Annotated in this window: 17 protein-coding genes; 10 read left to right on the top strand and 7 right to left on the bottom strand. The window is 58.1% G+C overall.

Annotated features, from left to right (window positions below):
• The first annotated feature begins 22 nt into the window (after positions 1 to 22).
• Positions 23 to 328, top strand: coding sequence for an MGMT family protein (locus Enr13x_RS04770; protein WP_145392107.1), 306 nt, complete (start codon positions 23 to 25; stop codon positions 326 to 328).
• A 182-nt stretch (positions 329 to 510) separates the two neighbouring features.
• On the opposite strand, the gene Enr13x_RS04765 is transcribed toward Enr13x_RS04770, so the two are convergent.
• Positions 511 to 1,053 carry an FKBP-type peptidyl-prolyl cis-trans isomerase gene (locus Enr13x_RS04765; protein WP_145384958.1) on the bottom strand — a complete coding sequence of 181 codons (543 nt, stop codon included), beginning with the start codon at positions 1,051 to 1,053 and terminating at the stop codon, positions 511 to 513.
• A gap of 83 nt (positions 1,054 to 1,136) precedes the next feature.
• A complete protein-coding gene (locus tag Enr13x_RS04760) occupies positions 1,137 to 1,643 on the bottom strand; it encodes a hypothetical protein (protein WP_145384957.1) in 507 nt (168 codons plus the stop codon).
• 469 nt (positions 1,644 to 2,112) lie between these two features.
• Here Enr13x_RS04760 and Enr13x_RS04755 point away from each other — a divergent pair, with 469 nt between their 5' ends.
• The 6 genes from Enr13x_RS04755 (at position 2,113) to Enr13x_RS04730 (ending at position 8,959) form a co-directional block, all read left to right on the top strand.
• Entirely contained in the window at positions 2,113 to 2,775 is a 663-nt protein-coding gene (locus tag Enr13x_RS04755) for an SGNH/GDSL hydrolase family protein (RefSeq protein WP_231744092.1), read from the top strand.
• Positions 2,776 to 3,096: 321 nt separating this feature from the next.
• A complete protein-coding gene (locus tag Enr13x_RS04750; protein WP_197455785.1) occupies positions 3,097 to 4,584 on the top strand; it encodes a vWA domain-containing protein in 1,488 nt (495 codons plus the stop codon).
• Positions 4,577 to 5,791, top strand: coding sequence for an ARPP-2 domain-containing protein (locus Enr13x_RS04745; protein WP_145384955.1), 1,215 nt, complete (start codon positions 4,577 to 4,579; stop codon positions 5,789 to 5,791). The genes Enr13x_RS04750 and Enr13x_RS04745 overlap by 8 nt, the downstream gene beginning before the upstream one ends.
• Before the next feature lie 175 nt (positions 5,792 to 5,966).
• Positions 5,967 to 6,398 (top strand): VOC family protein, encoded by a 432-nt coding sequence (locus Enr13x_RS04740; RefSeq protein ID WP_145384954.1) that lies wholly within the window; start codon positions 5,967 to 5,969, stop codon positions 6,396 to 6,398.
• A 311-nt stretch (positions 6,399 to 6,709) separates the two neighbouring features.
• Positions 6,710 to 7,480 carry a 3-keto-disaccharide hydrolase gene (locus Enr13x_RS04735; protein ID WP_145384953.1) on the top strand — a complete coding sequence of 257 codons (771 nt, stop codon included), beginning with the start codon at positions 6,710 to 6,712 and terminating at the stop codon, positions 7,478 to 7,480.
• Between the two features lie 39 nt (positions 7,481 to 7,519).
• Positions 7,520 to 8,959 (top strand): sulfatase family protein, encoded by a 1,440-nt coding sequence (locus Enr13x_RS04730; RefSeq protein ID WP_145384952.1) that lies wholly within the window; start codon positions 7,520 to 7,522, stop codon positions 8,957 to 8,959.
• A gap of 48 nt (positions 8,960 to 9,007) precedes the next feature.
• On the opposite strand, the gene Enr13x_RS04725 is transcribed toward Enr13x_RS04730, so the two are convergent.
• From Enr13x_RS04725 to Enr13x_RS04715, 3 genes are all read right to left on the bottom strand, one after another.
• Entirely contained in the window at positions 9,008 to 10,675 is a 1,668-nt protein-coding gene (locus tag Enr13x_RS04725) for a reverse transcriptase family protein (protein ID WP_145384951.1), read from the bottom strand.
• 315 nt (positions 10,676 to 10,990) lie between these two features.
• Complete coding sequence (locus tag Enr13x_RS04720; protein WP_145384950.1) at positions 10,991 to 12,661, bottom strand: metal-binding protein; 1,671 nt, start codon at positions 12,659 to 12,661, stop codon at positions 10,991 to 10,993.
• Positions 12,658 to 14,514, bottom strand: coding sequence for a hypothetical protein (locus Enr13x_RS04715; protein ID WP_145384949.1), 1,857 nt, complete (start codon positions 14,512 to 14,514; stop codon positions 12,658 to 12,660). The genes Enr13x_RS04720 and Enr13x_RS04715 overlap by 4 nt, the downstream gene beginning before the upstream one ends.
• A gap of 337 nt (positions 14,515 to 14,851) precedes the next feature.
• Between Enr13x_RS04715 and Enr13x_RS04710 the strand changes: the two genes are divergently transcribed.
• The 3 genes from Enr13x_RS04710 to Enr13x_RS04695 all read left to right on the top strand — a co-directional run bounded on the left by Enr13x_RS04710 (position 14,852) and on the right by Enr13x_RS04695 (position 17,909).
• Positions 14,852 to 15,472, top strand: a complete 621-nt coding sequence (locus Enr13x_RS04710) for an SOUL family heme-binding protein (protein WP_145384948.1) — start codon at positions 14,852 to 14,854, stop codon at positions 15,470 to 15,472.
• Complete coding sequence (locus Enr13x_RS04705; protein ID WP_145384947.1) at positions 15,469 to 15,912, top strand: thiol-disulfide oxidoreductase DCC family protein; 444 nt, start codon at positions 15,469 to 15,471, stop codon at positions 15,910 to 15,912. Before Enr13x_RS04710 ends, Enr13x_RS04705 begins: the two co-directional genes overlap by 4 nt.
• 479 nt (positions 15,913 to 16,391) lie before the next feature.
• On the top strand, positions 16,392 to 17,909 hold the full coding sequence (locus Enr13x_RS04695; RefSeq protein ID WP_145384945.1) for a hypothetical protein: 1,518 nt from the start codon (positions 16,392 to 16,394) through the stop codon (positions 17,907 to 17,909).
• A gap of 250 nt (positions 17,910 to 18,159) precedes the next feature.
• Here the strand turns inward: Enr13x_RS04695 and Enr13x_RS04690 are convergent, their stop codons facing one another.
• A complete protein-coding gene (locus Enr13x_RS04690) occupies positions 18,160 to 18,354 on the bottom strand; it encodes a hypothetical protein (protein ID WP_145384944.1) in 195 nt (64 codons plus the stop codon).
• A 90-nt stretch (positions 18,355 to 18,444) separates the two neighbouring features.
• On the bottom strand, positions 18,445 to 19,698 hold the full coding sequence (locus Enr13x_RS04685; protein ID WP_145384943.1) for a DUF1559 domain-containing protein: 1,254 nt from the start codon (positions 19,696 to 19,698) through the stop codon (positions 18,445 to 18,447).
• Positions 19,699 to 19,769: the final 71 nt, after the last annotated feature.

Raw genomic sequence — 19,769 nt, 5'->3', positions numbered from 1 at the left:
AGAATTGGGGATCGTGCTTCCTATGCTAACCGAATTTCAGCTCAAGATGGAAAACGCGGTCCTGCGGCTCCGTCCCGGCGAAGTCGTCAGTTTTGGTGACATCGCGGCCGCCGCGGGCCGGCCCCGGGCGTCGCGCGCCGCCGGCCGCCTGCTTGCGCAGTCCCTGGACACCCTGCCGTGGTGGCGTGTCGTCTACAGCGACGGGCACCTGCCGCCCTGCAATCCCAGCGTCCAGGCCGAACGTCTGGCCGAAGAAGGCGTCCAGCTCAACGGCTCCCGCGTCGTCGCGTCACCCTTGGGACGCTTCAAAAAATCGCAGGGAAGCTAAGCTGCCCCGGACGAAGGAGCTGACAAAGCACTAGTGCTTCGTCAACTTTTATTCTTAGGGTACCGCGGAAAAGGGGTCAGGTACCAAAAACCAAATGGCCCACAGGGTGCTTCGCATTTTTGGTACCTGACCCCTTTTCCGCTCGACAAACGCAGGCTCGAAAATTGAAAGCTGACAAAGCACTAGTTGGTACGCACGAGTTCGACGATGAAGTGAAGGTTCGAGTGAGGTGGAATCGAGCCTGGGGAACCGCGTTCGCCATAGCCGAGTCTTGAAGGCACCCACAGTTCGATCATTCCGCCCTCACCGACCCGTTGCATGCCTTCGGTCCAACCGGCGATGACATTTCCCAAGGGAAAGGTTGTCGGTTCACCACGCTCATAGGAACTGTCGAACACTTTCCCGCTATTGAGCCAGCCGCGATAGTTGACGGTCACGGTGCTGGCGGCCGTGGGTTTCTGGCCGTCGGAATTCCGCAAGATCCGATACCTCAGGCCCGAATCGGTCGATGAGAACTCAGGCGGGTCGCCCGCATCCATGGGCCCCGTTCCGGCTTGTAATTCCGGCTTGTCGACAAACGTGAGTGGTTTCCATTGCGTGGTGGAGGCATCGGAGGTCGCCGACACTGATGAAACGTCCGGGCTGGGTTTCGCTGTCGTGCGACACCCCGGAGCGATCAACACGAAGCTCAAAAGACACCACGGCAGCCGACTCTTCATTGCCATTCCAACGCTCCATTCTCGTATCCCGCATCCATCCGCTACGCCCATCAGGAACGAACCTTGCCTTCCAGCTTCATCGACATTTTTCAATCACGGAAGGACATCCAACGACTCGCGGCCTCATCATCCGTGAACATTCTCCGCGCAATGCCGTTTCCCCCGATGGTGTTGAAGCCCTCCACCATGTCTTGCCAGTCCTCGGGCGTCCCGACGAAAACCCGCGTCGCGGGATTGGATGCCTTGGCGTCTGCGCGGTCTCGGCCAGAATTGGGGAGATTCCTGTGCTTCCTGGCCGTGGAAGCGGAGTATTTCTCCATCTTTGCAACAAAGGGATATTGCTGCCACGCAGCGTCGACGACGAAGCGGGCGCCGCCTTCCGCTACGAAAACGGCCACGTGACTTCGAATGTCACCGGCGGGGACACGCCAGCGTAGCGCGATGAATCCCTTGGAATCAAGATCATCACCAGGCGTCGCCGCAAACACTTCTTTGGCGATCACCATGCATCTCCCATTCATGAGCCGTGGCTGGGGAGTGGTGTCGGCGGCAGCTGCCTGACCGATCTCGGCAGCCGCTTGTTTGGAGAGCGTCATGAGTCTTCTTCGCTTCCTGGTGGGGAGGCATGTTTCAGAGCTTGGGCCACGAAGATGCAGTTTTCATTGTACCGATTCATTGTACCAACCATTGCGCTGCGATTCCACGACGGACGATCGCATGGGATGCAGGACCGCATCAAAGGGGGTCAGGCCTGACCGCTCTGATTTGATTCATTCCCACCATGCAAGACTCGCCCCGATTCGGCGTCTGGGCTAAAATAGCCTGCTCCCGTTGGCCGACACGTTTCGACGCTGAGGCTGATGCAACCGCCTTTCGCATGGAAGGCGGTTATCTGTTGGTCTGATACCCGCCTGAGGTAAGTCATTGGATTTTCGCCCTGCTCTCTTAACGCTGATCCATCGAGTTTTCTTCGGCATCCTACTGATAGCCAGCCCGTGCGGTTTCGCCGACGAAGCATCGCCTCCGCCGAACGTCGTCCTGGCCGATGCCCCGAAGAGCGCCGGCGTGCCGAAAGCACGGTGTCAGAAAACCAAAGCATTGCACCGCACGGCCGCTGCTCAAGCGGGGCGTGCCAAAGTGGTGTGTTTCGGCGACAGCATTACGAATCGCGGGTACTTCAAGGTGCTGGAAGAGCTGCTTGACATCGAATCGATCAACGCAGGCAAAGGCGGTCATTCCAGTGCCATGGGGTTGCGGCGTTTGCAGAGCGATGTGATGGTGCACGATCCGGATCTGGTCGTCGTGATGTTCGGAACCAATGATCTGCGGGCTGATTCCGAACGCGTGTTTGTTCCCGTCGACAAGTACAAGGAGAACCTTCAGGCGATCATGACGTCGTGCCGAGAGCACGGATCGAAAGTGGTCCTCTGCACACTTCCGCCCATCAACGAGCAGAAGTTTTTTACGCGCCACGAACGAGAGCCGTTTGCTGCGTTGGGAGGATTTTCGTCGGTCGTTCAACGTTATTGCAACGCTGCGCGGGAGGTCGCAAGCGAACACGACGTACCACTCGTCGACCTGAATCGTCTTCTCGCGAAGCAGCCTGAATGGCTCAGCCAAGACGGTGTCCACCCGAGCGAGACCGGGACGAGGTTGATCGCCGAGCACATCGCAAAAGCAGTGCAAGCGGTGATCGGCGGCGAATCAATCGGCACCGCTCCCCAGTAGCGATGACGGGCAATGATTGAAAGTCCATCGATGTCTCATAGGCAAGTTCGCTCAACGGATCGCGGGTACGATTGACCCAAGGCTGCTCAATCGGTCAAACAAAGAGTGTGCTGCAACTGATGCGAATTCATTGTGCGAGCCGCCTGAACCTTTGGACTCCGCCTGTGCTCTCTGTTGGCGGGCATCTTCGCTCGCTATAATACTCCTGGCTCGTCCGTGGGACTTTGGAGCAACTTCCGCGTTAGCCTCTGAAGCTGAAGAGCTCGTTGTTCCATCTTATTCCCCGGGCGAGCAGTTCTTCTTTCTGCAAGACCGGCATCCGTGAAAAACGCGTCGCAATCTCGGGATGAAATCTACGCTGCTCAGAAGGAAGCGAGCGAGCGAGAAGACTTGGTCATGTTCATCAACGCGTGCTTCGCGGCGACCGGGCAAGCGGAGTACTACTGCAGTCGCAGTTACGGACGTGTGTCCATCGATTTTTTGCACAGCTATGTGCTAGCGAACTACCGCAGGGTTTATCGGCGCGTGCTGGCAGCGGGCGTGAATGACTTCAACCGGGCTCGCATTGTTTTGAAGCTTCTTGCTGCAGGGGCACCTCCGGACAAGGCGGATCGCGAGGAAGAGGGCAAGCTAATTTCGGCGACGCTGCATAGCTTGCCGGCCAATCGCGTCTTCACGTTGTTTACTCGGTTGCGTGAAGCGAAGATCAACAATCGTCGAAGCCGAGCGGTCGTTCGTGACTATCTGAAGTGGCGATCCAGTCCTGCATTTGATGCGGTGAAGTACCGATCAAAGGTTCGCATCGTCGCTCGCCATACCCACCAGGACCTCGATCCGGAAACGGGCGCATTTCTGTTTGCACTGAAGGAACAGAAACAGTTTGAGACGCCACTGTTTGATTCGTTTCTGCGTGCGCACTATTCCAAGCAGGCGGTCTACGAGTTGCCCTACTCGGTCGCGGAGGGGTTCGCAGCACGACACCAAATCCCGAGGCTAGAGTTTTTGCGGAAGATCGAACCGCGGATGACTCATTCGGAACGGCAACGAGCGCAATCCAGTGCCGAGCGACTTGGAAAGGAAAAGCCAAAAGTCGATCTTGCCCGAACGCCGCTGACCAAATTGGCGATGTATGTGATCGGTTTGCCCATCGAACAACAGCGGCGACGGGCGGCGGAACTACACGATGCTTTGCGAGCCGCTGCGGCGAGAGCTTTGCGAAAGCGACCTCTCAGTCTCGGCAGAACCGCTGCGGTGTTGGACCGTAGTCGATCGACGTGGGGGTCACGAGAGCGACGTCGGCGACCTTTGGCGGTTGCAGTCGCCGTTCACTACCTGCTTGCCGCTAGTGGGAACGGGATGCAATCGTTTTGGACACCGTCTCGTTCGGGCGACTTGGAATCGGCCACGGCAGAAGACCATGTGTTTCTTGTCGAAGCGGGCGGCCAAACGGATTTGGCCACGCCGTTGTTGGCTGCGATCGAGTACCAGGTCGACAACGTTATCATTGTTTCAGATGGCTATGAAAACGCACCCGCCGACGCTGCACGCCAAATCGTTCACGCCTATCAGACGCGTCTTTCACAGACCCATCCCATCGCCTTTCTACATGCCAATCCCGTGTTCGACCCCGACCACTTTTCGCCAAAGCCGCTGGGCAGTCCATTGACTACGATCGGGTTGCGTGACGCGGAAGATCTCGGCGCGTCGCTCGGCTTTGCGAAATTTTCATCCGGAGAAGCTTCGCAAACGCAACTCGAAGCCTATCTTGGAATGCTCGCTACGGTGTTCATTGGAGTCAGTCATGACTGATCGTCAAAAGACGTCGAGCGGCATGCGACTCAACGGTCTCACCTTGGCTCCGCCACAGGTGTTGGGCGGAGTGCGGTTGGTGCCGTTGATTCGCAGCGGGCATCGCGAAGATCTGCGATTGTCACCACGCGTCTACTCGGAAGAGTTTGCGTTCGTGGAAATTGATCCGAAGACGGTCTATACCAGCTACGTGCCGCATGGGCTGGTTGCCAATTGGACGACGGACGGTGGGGCTGTCTATGGATCACAGATGGCGCTCGCGGCGAAGAAGAAAGATGGAAAGTCGTACGGGCGGTTCATGACCGCACGCGGTCTTCGCAAGATGGCGCGGCGCGAAGGCAAGACGCAATTGCGATTCCTGCCTTTGCACGTCGCAATGGAAGGCCTGCTGGCCTTGCATTTTGGCGGCCCCGACATCGCGTGGACGGAATATTCCACCGCTGTGATGCGAACGGGGCTATCGCCCAGGAGTGAAACGGTGGTCCCCGGGGACCAAATCGCTGGCCTGGACGATGCTCTGCGTTTGTTCGAAATTCATGAAAACCAGGTCGGCATGCTCGTCTTTGTTTCTGAGAGCTTGGCGTCCGCATTCGTCGTCCCCCATCCGGATGACTACACCGCTTTGCATCATACACTGATCACCGACTTCTACGGCGAGCTGATCTGGCAATTCGGGTGCTACGCGACTGAAAACGTGATGTTTCCTGAGCCAATCAACATGCAGTCGATTGAGAGCATTGCGGATTTGCGTCGTGAAGTCGATGCACTACGACGTCGGTGGAATCGATTCAACACCATGATGTCGCCTGCGCTGTTCGACCGGGCATATCACAGCGAACGTGTGTACCGTTTCAAACCATTCAGTCTAGAACGGTTCGTCACCGATTTGGATCCATCTGCGGAGAATCACATCGGGGAAGCGATCTACGCCGACGACGGAACACTGCAGTATTTAAAGACATACCGATTGTCATCCGCCCAAACCCGGAGGGCGTATTTGCTGAGCCAACTGGCAGGGCAGGACTGGGATCTGGAGCGTTGCGCCGAGACACTTGATTGTCGAAAAAACGAGCTGATCTTGCGTCTGGAAAACGCCGGCTTCGGGTACTTGCTGCACCAGCATGTGCTTGACGAAGCGAGAGCAACGGAAAAGAAACGGCTCAAAAGCGGACTTTCAGGTGTGAGTCGGGCCGACTTGCTTTCCTAGTTTTCACAGCCCGCTGCAATACCTGCACTGATACGACCAAGCCGATCGATACTCAGGACGGTCCGATCTCGTCAAGTCACTTCGAGCAGTTCGTTGACGGCCATCATGTGGACTGCCGCCGTCTACTTCGTTCCAATACGAGACAACGCCCATCGCCGCTTTCGAGAAACAACCCATGCTGACACCCTTTCACCTCGCCATTCAGGTCCGTGACATCGCAGAGGCTCGTGACTTTTACGGCACCAAACTGGGGTTTTCCGAAGGGAGAAGTGACACCTGCTGGGTCGACTACGACATGTTCGGCCACCAACTGGTCGTTCATTTGAACCCGGAGATCGGGGCAACGGGCAAAGTGGTGAACTATTGCAATCCGGTCGACAGCCATGCCGTCCCGGTGCCGCACTTCGGCGTTGTTTTGCAAGTCGACCAATGGAAGCAGCTTGCCGAGCGTGCGCGGACGTTCGTCGACACCTTTATCATCGAACCTTATGTCCGCTTTGAAGGACAACCTGGCGAACAACACACGATGTTTTTTGAAGACCCCAGCGGAAACGCATTGGAATTCAAAGCGTTTGCCGACATCCAATCACAGTTGTTCGCAAAGTAGGTGGCATCGACGATAAAAAAGGGGACGGGGGTGTATTCATGGGGACGATCACGCAAGAAGTCCCAAGCAAAACCCGTCCAACCGCCTGCGGAAAGACCCCCGTCCCTTTTTTGTCTACGGTAATGGAAAATACTCCGAATACGGATTGCAGAAAAGGGTGACGTCCATTTCACGGTACCAGGGTACGCCCACCTGGCCGACAAGGTCGCTGCAGAGATCTCGGCGGCGCTTTCGAAGCAAGAGCAAGGAATCGGAAGGAAGTAGACCATGAACATGAAGAGATCGATCGTCCCACTCAACGGAGACAACGAATGACTCAACGAGAGTTTCTTTTCAGTCAGTTTGTGTTGACGACCGCGTTTCTGGTGACAGCAGGACCGCCAATCACGGCGCAAGACACTTCAACGTCGACACTCGGACTGGCCCCGCCGGACGGGGCGGTGGTGCTGTTTGATGGCACGGACTTCGATGCCTGGAAACCGTTCTCTTGGCAGTGGATCAACCCGAACGATGATCAGCAGGAAATTCAGTGGAAGCTGGTCGATGACAAGGCGATGGAGATTGCCTTCCAATTTGAGGGCAAGCGACGCAAACAGTTTCTCTGTACGAAACAGACATTCGGTGACTATCGCCTGCACCTTGAGTTTCAGTTGCCGGAGGAAGGCAGCGGCAACAGCGGGGTTTTCTTCGGGCCGCTGTACGAGTTACAGATTCTAAACAGCACAGGCAAAGAAAGCCCGGGCATGGGCGACTGCGGCGCGATCTATCAGATCCGTGTCCCCGACGTGAATGCGGGATTGGGGCCGGGCGTATGGCAAACGATCGACCTGGAGTACCAGGCAGCGGACATCGGACGGAACGGATTCATGACCGAGAAGGGCGCTGCCCGCGTCACGATTCGGCTGAACGGCAAGTTGATTCATGACGACGTCAAGCTGTCGCTGCGGCGCAACAAGTATGCCGCCTTCCCCGAAGAACCGACTTCGCCCATCGTGCTGCAGGAACATGGATCCAACGTGAAGTTCAGAAACATCTGGGTGGTTGAGAAATCCGCCACCGCAGAGTCGCGACAAGACAAGTAGACACCGCCGTTATCCCTCATCGCCTTCCAAGGTAGAACAATGAAATTGAGTTCAATCCTTCCAGTCCTGAGCTTCCTGCTGCTGTCGACAGGTACCGCCCTGGCAGAGGAACGCTCCGATGATGCTGCCAGGCCCAACATCCTGTTCATCTTTACCGACGACTGGGGCTGGGGCGACCTCGGCTGTCACGGGCATCCGTATGTAAAAACCCCGAACATCGACCGACTCGCACGAGAGGGAACGGACTTCACGCGGTTCACGGTGGCCAGCGGCGTGTGTTCCCCGAGTCGTACGGCGGTGATGACCGGGCATTTCCCCGCGCGTTATAGCATCAACGGTCACTTTGCGACGGCCAGGAGTAACGCGAATCGCGGGATGCCGGACTGGCTCGATCCCAAGACGCCGACACTTCCGAAGATGTTGCAGTCGGCCGGCTACGCGACGGCGCATTTCGGCAAATGGCATCTTGCCAACAACATGATCCCGGATTCGCCGCTGCCGACGGATTATGGATACGACGAATACGGGGCCTTCAACTGCGCCGGCGAGCAGATGCCGGTCCATGAGGACGCTGCACGCGCGATTGCATTCATCGAGAAGAACGCCGCCGCGAAGAAACCGTTCTTCATCAATCTATGGATGCACGAGCCGCACACGCCGTTTCACACGTTGCCGGAGTATCGCAAGCGATTTCCGAGCCTGGGGGATTCGGACAATGTGTATGCGGCTGTTCTGTCCCATGCCGACGACCGGATCGGTGAAATGCTCGCGGCATTGGACCGGTTGGAACTGTCCGACAACACGCTGGTGATTTTCAGCTCAGACAACGGTCCCGCCGGGAGCGGCCGAGGCGGCAGGCTAACCACGATGTACGATTCGGCGACCGGCGAGGGGTTTGGGATTGGATGCTCCGTCGGGACAACCGGAGGCCGAAACGGACGCAAGAAGTCGATCCTGCAGGGCGGAATCGGTGTCCCGTTCATTGCCCGCTGGCCGGGAAAGATCAAGGCCGGCGCCATCGATGACGTATCGTGGATCTCCGCGGTCGACCTGCTGCCGACCTTCTGCGAGATCGCCGGCGCGAACCTGCCCGAGGGATATCGGCCCGACGGCAAAAGCCGAGTGGCGACGTTACAGGGAACCGAGCTTCCGCTGCGCGACAAGCCGTTGTTCTGGAAGGGACTGCCCAGATCGAAAGGTCCGGTCTACTCGATCCTGGATGGGCAATGGCGACTGCTCACCAGCATGAACTTCGATGTGCTCGAGCTTTACAACGTGAATCAAGATCCCTTGGAAAAGAACAATGTGAAGTCTTCGCATCCCGAGATCGCCGGTGAACTGCTCAACAAGCTTCAAGCCTGGCATGCGACGCTTCCCGAGAAACCCAACCCCGACTGTTTCTCAAAGTACCGTGCCAGGAACGCCGGCCCGCTGCCTCCCCAAGACAAGCCGCTGTTTCAGTTCGACCCGTCTCGATAAGGCTGCTCCATCGAGGTGATCGCTGTCGCCGTCGACTGGCAGAGAGCCTCAAAGCAAATCCATTTGCTTGCGTAACTTTTGACCCTGGGCCGGATTGACCATCTGGACGTAGGCGATCATTCCGGCGAGCCAAGCCGCGAAATTCGGATGGCCTTCACGATTTTGCGCTTCGAGACCCTCGTGCTTGGCGCGGTGGAGGATGGCCCGCAAGCGGCGAATCGTTTTTCGGTCAATCGAAGGCCGGTCGTTCACGACAATTCCAGTGACGCTTTGCCTGGTCGATCGCTTCAGCACCCGCGTCTTGGATTCCTTGACTCGAAATCCCTCTTCATCGGCAAAGTGGCGCACACGCGAGAGCAAGTAGCCAATTTTGGCCGATGCTTGTGCGCCTTGGTCGGTCCCGTCCTTTGCGATCGGGCAAGAGAACGACAGGTCATCGGCATAACGCGTGTATCGCCAACCGATGGACTCGGCCATTCCGACCAGGCGATTGTCCAATCGCTTGCAGATCAAGTTGGACAACGCAGGGCTGGTGCAGGCGCCTTGCGGCACGGACCGGTTACCGATGGCAACATGGAGCGTTTCATCGCCAGAGCGAATCACTCGTCTCGGTGATTCGGTGCACAGCAGCGACATGATGGTGGCGACAGCCGGCGAATATCCCATCGCGCGGAACAATCCGGCCACCCGTGCGAAATCGATCGTGGGAAAGAAGTTCTCCAGATCCATGTTTACCACGACTTGGGAACCGACATGCGGCAATGCACCGGTTAGAGTACTGCGTTGCGTGACAAAACCATGTGCGGCGTCATGGGTTGGGCGCTTGGCAAGGATGGATTCCAAAATCCAGCGTTGGGCGGATTCGAGTTTCTTTTGTGGACGACTAATCGTTCTTTCGCCGCCGGAGCGTTTGGGAACCTTCCAGTGGTGATAGTGCGTCGTTTTGCTGGCCGGATGATGGAACGACAGCCATCGCAGTGTGCCAATGGAAATGCCTAACGTGTTCGCCAGATCCGCCGGCGTCGACAGCAGTGGCAAGTCGGATGCCGCCAAGCGTTCGATGTTGGATCGGCGATCGGCCAAGCCTTTGGAGACGCCTCGCCCAAGAAACACGATGTCGGTCGCCTTGCGATGGGCGACCGCTTGTTGATGAGCCTGTTTGCGTTCGGCCGCCCGCTTCTTCATCTCCTGTTTTCGAGCGTCACGGGCCGCCTGCGACTGATCGACGGCCTGCTGTCCTGCGTCGGCAATGACGTGATAGTCTGTCCGGAACTTGGACATCCGCTGGCCGATGTCATGAATCTCGGCCAATTCGTCGGCATCGATCAGCCCCATGCCGACCATCGTTTGATCGATCACGCGGATTCGCGGCAGATGGGTCGACGGAATGACGTTCAGCGGATCCCAGTACGCCGTTTGCCAACCCGGCTGGGCGGTCGCATCAAGGGCTTCGGATGGGGTGAGCGGTTGAAAGCGACTCGCGTCCAGACCCTCCAACCCGCCGGCCGGTTTCGACGTTGCCGCCGGCGCTGGTGTTGTCGCGGGTGTTGCCGACGACAGCGGTGCGGAGGATGTCGCAGGCGACGGTTCCGCTTGTCGCGGCGGCGTCAGGCTGCCGGGATCGATCGCGGACGGGTCGCTCGGCGCACCTCGCGGTGGCCCGGGCCGCCTCTGGCCGGGTGCGAAGATCTGCTTGAGGATCTCGAACAATCCCATCGCTGAAAAAAATGACCCGAGCGGGTGACGATTCAACTTCACGTCTGCGGACCGAGGTCGTTCACCAAGGCCGACGGGGCTACCCGTTACGTCGAAAGCCTTGGCTTGCCTTGGTCGACGGAACGGGTAGCCCCGTCGGCCAAACGAACAACGACCTTGGGGACGAATGAGAAGCAAAACTCAGCCACGGCGGATCGCCGCAGCAAGGTAGGCTTGAATCGTCACCACGCTCGAATCAGGTCTCCTGTTTGTAAACGGTACGAATGGTAATTGGTAGTGGAGGTCGTGAAACCTCCGGTTCGATTCGGTGGATCTTTAACAAGACCCACTCCGTTGTTCGGAATGTCTGTGTTGCGAACGCAATGCCTGAAGGTGTCGGCAAGGTCCATTGCGGATCCCGGCTTTTCGGTGCCACGAACACAGGCACTTGCCGCGGCGGATCATGCCATCGGCATCCATCAGCACTTCGCAGGGTGTCGACTCAACCTCACCGGTCAGGATCACACCACCTCGAGGTCCTGCGATCGCTTCCTTCAGCAAAACTTTCCCTTGCTTCAGCAGAATCGTCGACGCTTGCTGCTCGGGATGTGGCGGTCCCATTTCTTTGTCAGAGAGAGCCATTGGCAGAACACTTCGCCAGCGATAGACACCGCCGTGCAGGTCAAAAACCGCTTGGCCTCGCAATGCCAATTCATTGAGCGCCGACGCTGCAACGTCGGGCGCGATCCGCACCCGATCCGCCAACTCCTCTAAGCGTCCTTGGCGACGGCTCGAAAGGCATTCCGCGATCGATGCCACGTCCGCTGGATCAGGTTTCTGCTGCGGCATCAGCATGTCGATGGCTGTGCCCGCCGACCAATCGTTTGTCGTCCAACCGCTTAGCCCCAGCGTCAATCGCATCGGCCCCAATCGGGCGACCCAGAAACTAGGCAATCCGGTGCCTAGCAAATAGACGTCGAATCCTTCCGCCAGCGGCAAGAGACGCGAAAGCGTCAGCAACCGCCGACGTCCCCAAACTCGAATCGCCTCGGTCGGCGGCCCATGATAGGTCGAACCGGTCGCTTCGATGCTTTGTTCCCAAGGCTCTAGCGTCAGACGCGGCACCTGTCCGTCGGCAAGCTCGAAGCGAATCGCGCGTGGACTCGTCTTTGCTTTGTTTCGCTTCAAGAAAGCCAGCAACGAATACATCGTCGCTGTCGGCAAGGAGACGCGACGCATTGGCATCCCCATCGCCGATTGCAGCTTCACAAACCCTCGCAGCCAGCCGTCGGGGAGATCGATTTTCTCTTCGCGATGCTCTTCGCCGCCGCCGGATGTCGTGACCTCGAACGCTGACGGATCGATTTGGAACCGCGTCTGACGATACGTCCGCAGGCTCTGAAAGCTGTCGTAGAGGTCCCACGAGTAATCGACATTCGTGGTTCCGAACTGTGTTTGACCGCTCTCGCCGAATCCATCACCGCGATCCACCGTCAGGCAACCGTAGCTGGACTGGTCCACGGAAAAGCACTCGAAGAAGACGACGTCATCGGCGACCGTGATCACCGGATCGTAGGGCATCAGACGACGCCAAAGGGCTTTGTTCTCTTTTCGTAGACGCCGGTCAAGCGTCTTTCGAGCCGACCAGTAACGTTTGAGCGCCGACGCATGAGCCGTCTTGAGATCGGAATCCGGCTTGGCGACCTTTCCGGCCGCAATCTCATCACGCTTTTGCTGCATCGCGGCTTGCCGAATGGTCCGCTCTTGCTCACGTTGCACAACGAGCCACTGTTGATACGCGGACTTGTCTCGCGGCTCGAAACGCAAATCGTTGATCACGATGTCATGCAACGCGCTGATCGCTTCGCGGAACTCCAACGGCCGATTCAGCGCCCCGTCAAACGACACCTGTTGTCGAGCCAAATTGGGAGCCATCTGCAACAGTTTGGCACCGCCGGAGATGTCCATCAAAGCACTGCGACTGGCGTAACGCATGCTGACCTTCATGTCGCCACCCCCTTTTGACCATCGCCGGTCACCGCCTCGGGCGACCAGTCCCATTCGGTCATGCGATCGGCAACGATCGATTCCAGATCACCGGAATGCGCCACCAGTCTTGCCAAAGCCGACAAGCCCGCCGCACGCTCCGGACCGCGAACACTGCGCGCGGCGATCGCAAGGACCGAAACCACCGTCGACGCATGTTGGCCGCTGGAGATCGCGAGCGAAGTCAGTTGTTCAATCGCCTTGGGTTTGCTGCGTGATCCGCGATCGACGCACAGCACGACAGCAGCCAAGACACGCAACTGTTGCTCGACCGAAAGCGATTCGAGGTAACGCTTGGGCGAACGGCTCAAAACCCCACGCAACGTTTCCACCAAGGCAAAACGCACCTGGTCATACGGTGTTTCGGTTAGCTTGACCCACAACGCGGGATCGTCTTGCAGGCGCTGGCCTGCGAATCCATCCTTCGCTTGTGCGGTCAGCCAATTGCAGGCCGCATTGCGGACGGCGTTTGACCGTGAATCAAAAAACTCGGTGATTTGATCGGCTGAATGGCTGCCCGAAGCGGCGATGTTGGTGATCGCCCACGCGGCAATCGTTTCGGCTTCCCATTCGCATTTGGCTTTCGCCAGGCGAACCAGCGATTCGGATGAAAGCGGTCGCTCATCGTGGCGTTGTTGCAGCCAGTCAAAACCGAGTCGTGCAATGGCCGCGGGCGTGGCCATCGTCAACTCGATCAACTGGTCATCACTGAGCCTGGCTGGTGCGATGTGACGCTGCATCGCTTCGCAGATCGTTGGGAGGACCGAAAAATCGGCTTGATCGAGCAATCGCAACCACGTCGATACCTCAACGCTCGAAAGCGAAGCGTGATTGCGAAACAGGTCGGCCGCAAACTCGGCAACCGTGGCATCGCTGCTCGAAAGCATTCGCAGCAACTCCTCCACCCCCAGCCGCGACAACCACTGCGAATGCTGCGTCTGCAACATCTCGATCGTCCACATTCGCACGAACTGGCTACGGGCCTCGGCCAACAGTGTCCACAAACGGCTAGCCGAATCGTCGTCGGTCCAAACCTCGGGTCGATACGGCGCCGCGGCGAGCGTCGCGAGTGCTTCGCCGACAGCGAGATTCGTATGCGATGCGGTGAACGAGATCTCCTTGGCGTGAAAGTAACAGGCGTGCATCAGGGACCAATTATCCAGGATCGCCTCGCCCGTGTCGAAAAACGAATCGTCGTACAACGCCAACACCTTGCAAACTGATTCCACGTATCGCTCGGGATCGCGGTGGGCCATCACGCGAAAGTTCCGCCACACTCGCCGACGCACGTAGGCGCGTGTTCGTTGGCTGAACAACCGGTGCCCCGGCTTGTTGCGGATGTCGGGCAACGGCACGCGATAGGTCCTCCTGCGACGCGTGTATTCCTGGTAACGCCCGGTGACCTCTCGCACCGTGCGGTTGGGCTTGGCGAACAAGTATTCCCGCCGTTGATACTGACGGGTCCTGTAGTCGTAGCTGTAGCCCGGCATCCGTTTCCGGCGGACCAGCCCGTCCATGGCCACCGTCAGATGAACGATCAACCCGATCTCACTCCTTTCCAAGGCGGTCTTGAGAACCCGTTTGACGACGACTTCATGACCAGGATGATCCAACGGTCCACGCAGGTATTCGATCAACTGGTCTTTTGCCCATTGCCGTGAGTCATCCAGCCATTTGATCGTAAAGTGCTTCAACATCTCGTACGAATCAAACTGCACGAACACTTCCAAGAAGCGATCGTCCTGGTCCGCGAAGAGTTCTTCGAGCAGGATTTTCGAGGGTCGATTGTTTTCGGCGGACTGTGGCCCGGTCATCTTTGCTAGTTCGCTCGTTCATCGCGCAAATGTGCCGCCGACGCCAGACGGACGCACAGGATTGTATCAAAATAGAAACGCCCGCGATGAATCGGAGCCTCGCAGCCGTTCTGATTTTCTAATGGTGGGCCCCTGCATCGACCAATGCCACATTTCCCACACAGCATTAGCTTGACTCGCTTGTACGATTTGTAATCGACCGCCGGAAAATTAGTGGGATAGGCTTCCAGCCTGTCGATGTCACAATGACGAGCCTGGAAGCCTTATCCCACTGGAAACTGACACTTTTTTTCCGTTCGTTGCTAAGTTCCAGATCCCCACTGAAATGAGCAGCATCATGAAACGACGAATGATCTACGTGGCAGCAACGATCGGGTTGGCCGCCGTCGCGATGGCGGCGTGGACGATCACCGCGCGGGCCGGATATGAGTCGGCGGAATACGAGGTGATCGAATCCGACGGCAACATCGAAATCCGCGAGTATCCAGATCTGATGCTGGCGGCGACGGATTCGAAAATGGACGCCCAGGGCCGTGACGGCAGTTTCATGCGTCTGTTTCGCTACATCAGCGGGGCCAATGAAGACGGTCAGAAAATCCCGATGACGACTCCGGTCTTCATGGAAGGCGATGTCGGCGAGTCGGACGTTTCGATGGGATTTGTGATGCCCAAAGAAGTCGCCGCGGAAGGCGTGCCGGAACCCAAGGGCGACGGCGTCAAGATTCGCAAACGCGAGGGCGGTCGATTTGCCGTGATCCGATTTCCCGGCCGTCTCGACTCGCGGGTGGCCGAGGAGCAGGAGGCGAAGCTCCGCGAGTGGATGAAGTCGCGTGGACTGGAAGGTGAGACGAAAGCGGAAGCCGCCGGCTACGATCCGCCCTTCACGCCGGGGCCGCTGAGGCGCAACGAGATATTGATTCGGCTGAACGACGCTGCAAACACGGATGCGGAATCATGAACGGATCGGATGACGCTGAGTGGCAAGTTGAAGTCTTCTACGACGGCGAATGCCCGCTGTGCCTCCGCGAGATCAAGTTGCTTCGCTGGCTGGATCGCAAGCAACGGATCCGATTCACGGACATCTCAGATCCCTCCTTTTGTCCGGCGGATCTGGGCAAGACGATGCAGGAGTTCATGGACGAAATCCAAGGACGATTGCCGGACGGAACATGGATCCTCGGTGTCGAAGTCTTCCGTCGGCTCTATTCGGCAGTCGGCTTACGACCTCTCGTCGCGCTAACACGGTTGCCCGGGCTTTCACAGGGTCTGGATCTTGGGTACCGATTCTTTGCAAAAAATCGGCTTCGATGGACCGGACGATGCAACGCGGGAACCTGTCAGGTCATGCGTCGACGCGAGCCCGATGCGCCAGTCGCTCCACCGGCGGACAGTCCGTAAGTTGGTGTGCAAGTACGATGGCCCTTCCGGGCCGTCGTCCGCTGGACTCCCGACGACGACCTAGAAAGGACATCGTACATCGGTCCGCTGTCGCTGCGTGGGACGTCGATTCTTTTACTGCAGGATTGGCGACCGTTTTAGATTCTCTCCCCCTGGGAGAGACGGCGTTTGCGCAGCAAGCAAACGCCAGAGAGGGTCGGCGATGGTGTGCTGGTTATCGGTTTCATTGTTGGCATCCGAATCGATCAGCAAACGAATCTTCTGGCCATCATCATTGATGTTTTTACAGTGACAGACCCAACGTACGCTTTGCAGATCGGTACATTGATCTTGCCCGATCAGCCAAGCGTACACGCGGCCGGCCTGTTCCCCGTCAAATGTCGAGGTGACAATCAGAGGCCAAGGACTAAGATAGACCGGCGACTGCTGCGTCTTCGCGCCGCCCCTCCCGTATGCCATTCGAAGGATTCAAAGAACCGATGAAGTTATTGTCACTCTCACTGATCACCGTTTGTCTCGCCGGCGCTCCACTGCGGGCCGCCGACTGGACGATCGACAGCGCGGACGACTGGACCAAGAACATTCAATCCGCCGAGGGAGCTGAAGTCGCCGATGGTTCCGTGTCGCCGACGGCGAAGCAAGCGACCCTCGCCACGAACCTTCACGCGTCGGACGTGAAGCGTTCCGCCAAGTCGCTCGCCGTGATCCAGTCGCCGATCTGGCAAAACTGGAATCCGATCGAGAATCTTGGTCCCGTCAATCTGGCCGATGCTCCCGTTCTGCTCACCGTGGGACCGGACAACTACTGGATGTTTGGTCGCTACCGGAGTGGACCGCCGCGACGAAAGAAGGGCCAGCAAGCGCAGTCTCAACCCGCGTTCCAGCCCAAGCCGGCAAGCCTGGAAGGATTCGACATCCCGCTGCAAACCACGCAGTTTCCCAATCAGTTCGACGCGCCCGGTGGGCTGAAACCCGGCAAGGGCGGATACCACGCCTGGCAGAGTCGTGACATGAAAAACTGGGTCCACCACGGTCCGGTCACCGAAGGTTTTTCGAAGTGGGTGACCAGCGCGGAATGGGTCGACGGCAAGGCGCTGATCTACTACGACTTCCCGAATGATCAGGATCCGCACGTCTATGTCGACGAGGATCTGTTTGACGGCGAGCCGGGAAAGAATATGGGCATGGCCGTCCGGGACCCGTCTCATGGAAGCGATGCCGGCTTCATTCGCGATCTTCAAGGCAATATGCATGTCATCATCGAAGACTGGAGTCCGATCAGTGCCAACAAACGCTCTTGGGATTCGCCCCTGGCCGGTCACGCGGTCAGCCCGAACGGAATCGACGGGTTCCAATTCCGAAAACCGGCCGTTGACAATCGCACGAAACCGACGGGAAAGATCGCGACGTACAAGCACCCGCACTGGGCAAAGGAAGATCCAAAGAACTACAAGACCAACGTCGCCGAGTACGAAGTGCATGAACCCGAACAGGAAGCCTATGGCGACTGGGCGGCAATCTGCATCGGCGGCCAGTACTACCTGTTCGGCGATTACGATCCGGTTGGCGGGCATCAGATGAGCGTCGGCTGGTTCACCTCGTCGTCGATCGACGAACCATTCACCTGGTGCGACAAGATCGGCAACGGACATCCCGATCCAGACGTCGCGTTCGCGGAGGGCCAATTTTACCTCGCGACCCAGCAAAACACCGACTTCGTCAGCCCCGGCCCGTGGGTGGAAACCGTGGAGGCGCGTGTCGGAGTCGATAACGACAACGACGCCGAGATCGATCAGTGGACCGACTGGACCGAGCTGAAAGAGACGTACGACTACATTCCGGGGTTCTCCAAGCAAATCGCGAGAACGCCGGCCGAACTGGATCTTTCAATGCTACCGTCCGGTTACGGATTTCAAATCGAATTGCGTCTGACCGATTCCACGGAGAATAAATCAAAGCCGATCATCGAACGCCTGTCACTGTCGTTCACCGAGTGAGTCGGCTCGGCCGGTGTTTCCGGGCATGACGAAAGAGTTGAAACGACGCGACAGCGCGACCCCGCTGGGGTCGCAGAAAGTGCTGTGACCCCGTCGGGGTCGGCCATCAATTCTTCTGCGGTTCCGGTGGTGCGCTATCGCGACCACCGGCTACTCGCTTTCACCCCTGCCGGGGTAATGCATCCATAGACCGCTCGGCGGTTTACGAATCGGTTCCCGGCTTTGTGTCCAGCCGCGGGGAGACGAGAGCCTATTCTGTCACGTCGTCCATCTCCCCCGTGTCCTCGGACTCCATGTCCAAGACGGCCTGCTCGTAGGCTTCGATTTCACTCAGCTCGACGCCCTCGGTCATCGACGTGGGGGCCGATTTTTCGCCGCAGCCGACCGAAATGATCATCGCGGTGGAGGCACAAAGAATCAGAAGCGACCTGGAAAATGTCTTCATCGGAGTTCACCAGATTGAGATGGGTTGGATCGTGACAGAATGATGGATAATGGCCGCGTCAACACGCGGCACGGAGGAGCGCCGATCGATCTATTGGTTCAATTGTTCCTCGATCGTTTCGCTACTGGCGCGAGTCCCGAGCGCTCCCCAGAGTCCATGGGGACTTTCGTTGCCGGGTGCCTGGTTGCCGGTGCCGTTTCGCCAAACATCGCCTTGATTGCGACTGCCGGCTTCAATCGAATCGGTAATGAAGATCACGGCTCCATCGGCCATCAGGACATGAGCACCACCGGTGTGCCGGCTTGACATGGGCGCGGTTCCGGACAGGTGATTGGAATTGTGTCGTCCGCAGTACACATTGTTGGGCGGCAGAATGGTGAAGCAGCCCGAAAACATCTGGTTGGCATCGGCCCATTTGAAACCACGGGCATGGGTCAGCCTGTCGCCGCCGTTGAGCCAGAACCGCGGACGGTCGGGGTCGATGAATTGGTCGCAGGTACCGGGGTTATCACGGATCATTCGAATCACCGCGAGATTGCCGCCCAGGCCTCGGCCGTCTCTCGGCGGACTGGTCGAAATGAAGCTGTCCCCCAGGTCTGTCGCGATTTCTCCCATCGCGATCGTATTGGACAAGCCGTCCAGAACGTCACGGAAACGACCGGTTTCATCGAACGGTTTGAAAAAGCCGCGGTGAGCTGCTTGCGCATCCAAGACACGACCTCGGGCACGCGTGTCACGGCGATTGTTCCAGGGGCCCCACATCGTGAAGTAGTGGCTGTCACCCAAGCAGGCGGCGTAATTGGTTCGCCCCAACGCGGGCAAGCCCACCCCGGGGTCACTGGGGCAGCGGTACGTCGGAATCTCGTAGGTCCAAGGAAGGTATTGGATGGTGCCGGGCGTCGGGCCCATCGCAGCCCAGGGCGTGGTCGGTGTGCCGACCGCTGCGCCGGTGTCGCCGTCGGTTCGCGTGGCGTTCGGATTGGAGATCTGATCCCAAAGCCCCTGCTGTTCAACAAACGGAAGGATGCCCACCAACGTGCTGAGACGTCGGTTGTTGACAAACAGCGTCCCGTTTCCCGCGGCGCTTTCTTGCCACCAAGCTCGGTTGTGGCTGGGAGTCGCGATCGTGCCGATACCCTGGGCCGGTATCCGCTTGTACGCGGCGTGATAGTTGTGCATGCCAATTCCGATCTGCTTGAAATTGTTGCTACAACTCATTCGGCGTGCGGCCTCGCGTGCGGCTTGCACCGCCGGCAACAACAGGCCGACCAAGATTCCAATGATGGCGATGACGACGAGAAGTTCCACCAGCGTGAAACCTCGTTTGTGCTGTGAGCGTCTCATAAAACGACCCGATAAGAAGTTGAATTCGGCGGGGACCCCCCCAAAAGAAGTAAGTCTTCCTTTGAACCTAG

It is taken from the genome of Stieleria neptunia (assembly GCF_007754155.1).
Classification (GTDB): domain Bacteria; phylum Planctomycetota; class Planctomycetia; order Pirellulales; family Pirellulaceae; genus Stieleria; species Stieleria neptunia.
Note: the sequence above shows the minus strand (reverse complement) of the source record. Positions and strands in the feature narration are given on the sequence as shown.

What these genes read in the sequence shown, in the direction of transcription:
- Enr13x_RS04685 (WP_145384943.1), bottom strand. Translation starts at nt 19,698, where the DNA reads ATGAGACGCTCACAGCACAAACGAGGTTTCACGCTGGTGGAACTTCTC.
- Enr13x_RS04725 (WP_145384951.1), bottom strand. Translation starts at nt 10,675, where the DNA reads ATGGGATTGTTCGAGATCCTCAAGCAGATCTTCGCACCCGGCCAGAGG.
- Enr13x_RS04705 (WP_145384947.1), top strand. Translation starts at nt 15,469, where the DNA reads ATGAACGGATCGGATGACGCTGAGTGGCAAGTTGAAGTCTTCTACGAC.
- Enr13x_RS04690 (WP_145384944.1), bottom strand. Translation starts at nt 18,354, where the DNA reads ATGAAGACATTTTCCAGGTCGCTTCTGATTCTTTGTGCCTCCACCGCG.
- Enr13x_RS04765 (WP_145384958.1), bottom strand. Translation starts at nt 1,053, where the DNA reads ATGGCAATGAAGAGTCGGCTGCCGTGGTGTCTTTTGAGCTTCGTGTTG.
- Enr13x_RS04710 (WP_145384948.1), top strand. Translation starts at nt 14,852, where the DNA reads ATGAAACGACGAATGATCTACGTGGCAGCAACGATCGGGTTGGCCGCC.
- Enr13x_RS04695 (WP_145384945.1), top strand. Translation starts at nt 16,392, where the DNA reads ATGAAGTTATTGTCACTCTCACTGATCACCGTTTGTCTCGCCGGCGCT.
- Enr13x_RS04735 (WP_145384953.1), top strand. Translation starts at nt 6,710, where the DNA reads ATGACTCAACGAGAGTTTCTTTTCAGTCAGTTTGTGTTGACGACCGCG.
- Enr13x_RS04770 (WP_145392107.1), top strand. Translation starts at nt 23, where the DNA reads ATGCTAACCGAATTTCAGCTCAAGATGGAAAACGCGGTCCTGCGGCTC.
- Enr13x_RS04715 (WP_145384949.1), bottom strand. Translation starts at nt 14,514, where the DNA reads ATGACCGGGCCACAGTCCGCCGAAAACAATCGACCCTCGAAAATCCTG.
- Enr13x_RS04745 (WP_145384955.1), top strand. Translation starts at nt 4,577, where the DNA reads ATGACTGATCGTCAAAAGACGTCGAGCGGCATGCGACTCAACGGTCTC.
- Enr13x_RS04720 (WP_145384950.1), bottom strand. Translation starts at nt 12,661, where the DNA reads ATGAAGGTCAGCATGCGTTACGCCAGTCGCAGTGCTTTGATGGACATC.
- Enr13x_RS04740 (WP_145384954.1), top strand. Translation starts at nt 5,967, where the DNA reads ATGCTGACACCCTTTCACCTCGCCATTCAGGTCCGTGACATCGCAGAG.
- Enr13x_RS04730 (WP_145384952.1), top strand. Translation starts at nt 7,520, where the DNA reads ATGAAATTGAGTTCAATCCTTCCAGTCCTGAGCTTCCTGCTGCTGTCG.
- Enr13x_RS04760 (WP_145384957.1), bottom strand. Translation starts at nt 1,643, where the DNA reads ATGACGCTCTCCAAACAAGCGGCTGCCGAGATCGGTCAGGCAGCTGCC.